At 56.1% G+C, this 2,596-nt stretch carries 2 protein-coding genes; one reads left to right on the top strand and one right to left on the bottom strand.

Annotated features, from left to right (window positions below):
• Nucleotides 1-12: 12 nt before the first annotated feature.
• Nucleotides 13-1,545, bottom strand: coding sequence for a ferredoxin:protochlorophyllide reductase (ATP-dependent) subunit B (gene bchB, locus NW863_RS00010; protein ID WP_414363698.1), 1,533 nt, complete (start codon nt 1,543-1,545; stop codon nt 13-15).
• Between the two features lie 590 nt (nt 1,546-2,135).
• On the opposite strand from bchB, the gene NW863_RS00005 reads away from it, so the two are divergent.
• Nucleotides 2,136-2,438: a Mo-dependent nitrogenase C-terminal domain-containing protein gene (locus NW863_RS00005; protein WP_414363696.1), complete on the top strand. Its 303-nt coding sequence runs from the start codon at nt 2,136-2,138 to the stop codon at nt 2,436-2,438.
• Nucleotides 2,439-2,596: the final 158 nt, after the last annotated feature.

The following is a 2,596-nucleotide window of genomic DNA, read 5'->3' as shown; positions in this document are numbered from 1 at the left end:
GGATGGATCCCGTCAAGCCCCGAGAGCCTCCTTGGCCGCATACATAACCTCTAGAGTGATCTCGGTCAATCCCCGCTCGCGGGCAAATTTTTCGGTGTTGCGCTTCACCTTGCCCCGCACAAAGCCGGGCACCTTGTTCAGCTCCGCCTGGGCCTCCCGCGTCCAGATGAGATCGGAATCGGCGCTCAGGCTCTTGTGGATCACTTCTTTGGTGTCGTGGCCGCCGAAGACCTCCAGCAGGTGATCCTCCATGCCCAGGGTAAAGGAGTTGTAGATTAAGTCCACAACTTGGTTGGCGCCCTCGTAGCCCAAAAAGGGCTTGTAGCCAATGGGAAAATCCTGCACGTGGATGGGCGCGGAGATCACCCCACAAGGGATCCGCAGCCGTTTGCCCACATGCCGCTCCATCTGGGTGCCGAAGATAGCGGCAGGCTCCGCCTGGGCAATGGCATCGGCCACACGGGTGTGATCCTCCGTCAGCAGCACCTGATCGCAATACCCGCCCACCTCCGCCTGAAACCACTCGCCATCGTAGGTGCAATAGCTGCCCGCCCAGACCACGTGGATCCCCATCTCGCGGGCCAGGATCTTGGTGATCGCTGCCGCATGGGTGCAATCCCCAAAAACCACTGCCTTTTTGCCGGTCAGGTTTTGGCAATCGATGGAGCGGGAGAACCAGGCCGCCTGGGAAACATGTAGGGTCTGCTCCTGGATGTAGGGCTCGTAGTCCACCGGGATCCCTTGCTCGTTGAGAACCTGCTGGATTTGGCGGATGAAGCGGGCTGTTTCCACCACTCCCATGGGGGTGATCTCCACGTAGGGCGTGCCAAACTGCTCCTGCAAGTAGCGAGCTGTCATCGGCCCCAGTTCGCGGTAGGGCACCACGTTGAACCAGGCCCGCCCCAGATGCTTGAGATCGTGGACGCTGGCCCCCTGGGGGATCACCAAGTTAAGGTCGATACCCAGATCCCGCAGCAACTTTTTTAACTCCCGCAGATCGTGGGCGTGGTGAAAGCCCAGGCTGGAGATGCCGAGGATGTTGCAGGAAGGACGTTCTGTCTTCTGGGGTAAGCCGTCCAATTCGCCGCTTTTGCGGGCTTTGTTGATGTAGAACTCCACAATCTGCTGCAGGGTGCGATCGGCGGCCTGCAACTCGTTGACCCGGTAGTGGTTGACATCGGCCAGCAGCACGTCGCAGCGGCTGGCCAACTGGGCCTGCCGCACAAAGTGATGCAGATCCTCCTGCAAAATGCTGGAGGTGCAGGTGGGGGTGACGACAATCAAATCCGGCTGCTCCTCGCCATCTTTGCGGACGATGTTGCGAATCACCTTCTCGTCCGATCCCCGCGCCAACACCTGCCGGTCAACGACGCTGGTGGTTACCGGGGTAAAGTCCCGCTCCCGCTCCAACATGGAACGCATCACGTTGAAATAGTCGTCCCCCAGGGGAGCATGCATGATGCTGTGGACATTTTTGAAGGAACTGGCCACCCGCAGCGTGCCGATGTGGGCGGGGCCAGCATACATCCAATAGGCCAATTTCATAAGCAGCCTCTGAAGAAAGACCGAGTAAGAAGAGGAGATCCCCATCCCCTGCCCGCTTCCCACTCGCTGGGAACCTCTCCTGGAATTGTAGAGTGCCCAGCAGCCGGGATCCCTTGCTCGTTATCTCCTGTAACTCTCGACAACAACATCTTGAGAAAATATTGATCATAAAGAAAAACAATGCTTCAAGGTAACTTTTGGTGCGGGGATCCCTCTACCATAGGCCCAAGCTCTGTTCCATCCTGGAAATAGGGACAACAGCCTTGAGCTGGATCCCCAAGCCCTGGCAGCTCGCCAGCCAAGGCGGTCAATTCTGTAGTTTTCGTTGCAGGTTAACTTTTGAATACAAAATGTGTACCTCTACAAACTTGAGCAGAGATTTTGTGTTACCCAGGCAAGTTTCTGGCCGCCGAAGGCAGACTGAGTCTGGAGAGAAACGCCTTCCTGTTTCCCTAGATACAAACCCGGGCAGGAGAGCATGACTGCTGCAGAGAGCGAACACCCTTGAGGTGTTGAAGTGAAAGCTTATGGGCTCTACCACGATTTCTTGACAACGTGCGCGCAAAGCTTCAGAGGAGCAAACGGATTCCATGACTTCCACGTACTTCAAGCCTGCGGCTCACCTGCACGACTGGCTGCAGGCGCCCTTGCAACCAATTCGAGCGGCAATTGATAGCATTGAAGTTAGGGATCTCCGGCTGGCCCACTTTTTGTGTCGGTGGATCCCGGCTCGCTGTCCTTTCGAGCGAGATGTGGTGCTGTTTGGCCACAAAATAATGCACATCCCACCGATGTGCAAGCTCAACCCCTTCTACGATCAGGTGGTAGGGCTGCGCTTCCGGGCTTTGTTGTTCTTGGCAGAACAGGGAGAAGACATCAGCCGCTATCTCTAGATTTGCTCTTGGTTTAGATGATACTTCACAGATATTCACGGGACATAGATTGCTTCTTTTTCTATCAATGGATGGAGTTCGGGGCGCAGAGCCTTGTCGGTGACAAGGTCTAAGGAGCATCCAAGTTTATCTTCCAAGTAGAAGAGCAGACTCAAGTA

Source organism: Synechococcus sp. B60.1 (genome assembly GCF_047462555.1).
Taxonomy (GTDB): Bacteria; Cyanobacteriota; Cyanobacteriia; order Thermostichales; family Thermostichaceae; genus Thermostichus.
The sequence above is the reverse complement of the archived record's forward strand: the minus strand, read 5'-3'. Positions and strand labels throughout refer to the sequence as shown.

Excerpts from the sequence above, each read along its gene's own strand:
- NW863_RS00005 (WP_414363696.1), top strand. The coding sequence starts at position 2,136 with ATGACTTCCACGTACTTCAAGCCTGCGGCTCACCTGCACGACTGGCTG.
- bchB (WP_414363698.1), bottom strand. The coding sequence starts at position 1,545 with ATGAAATTGGCCTATTGGATGTATGCTGGCCCCGCCCACATCGGCACG.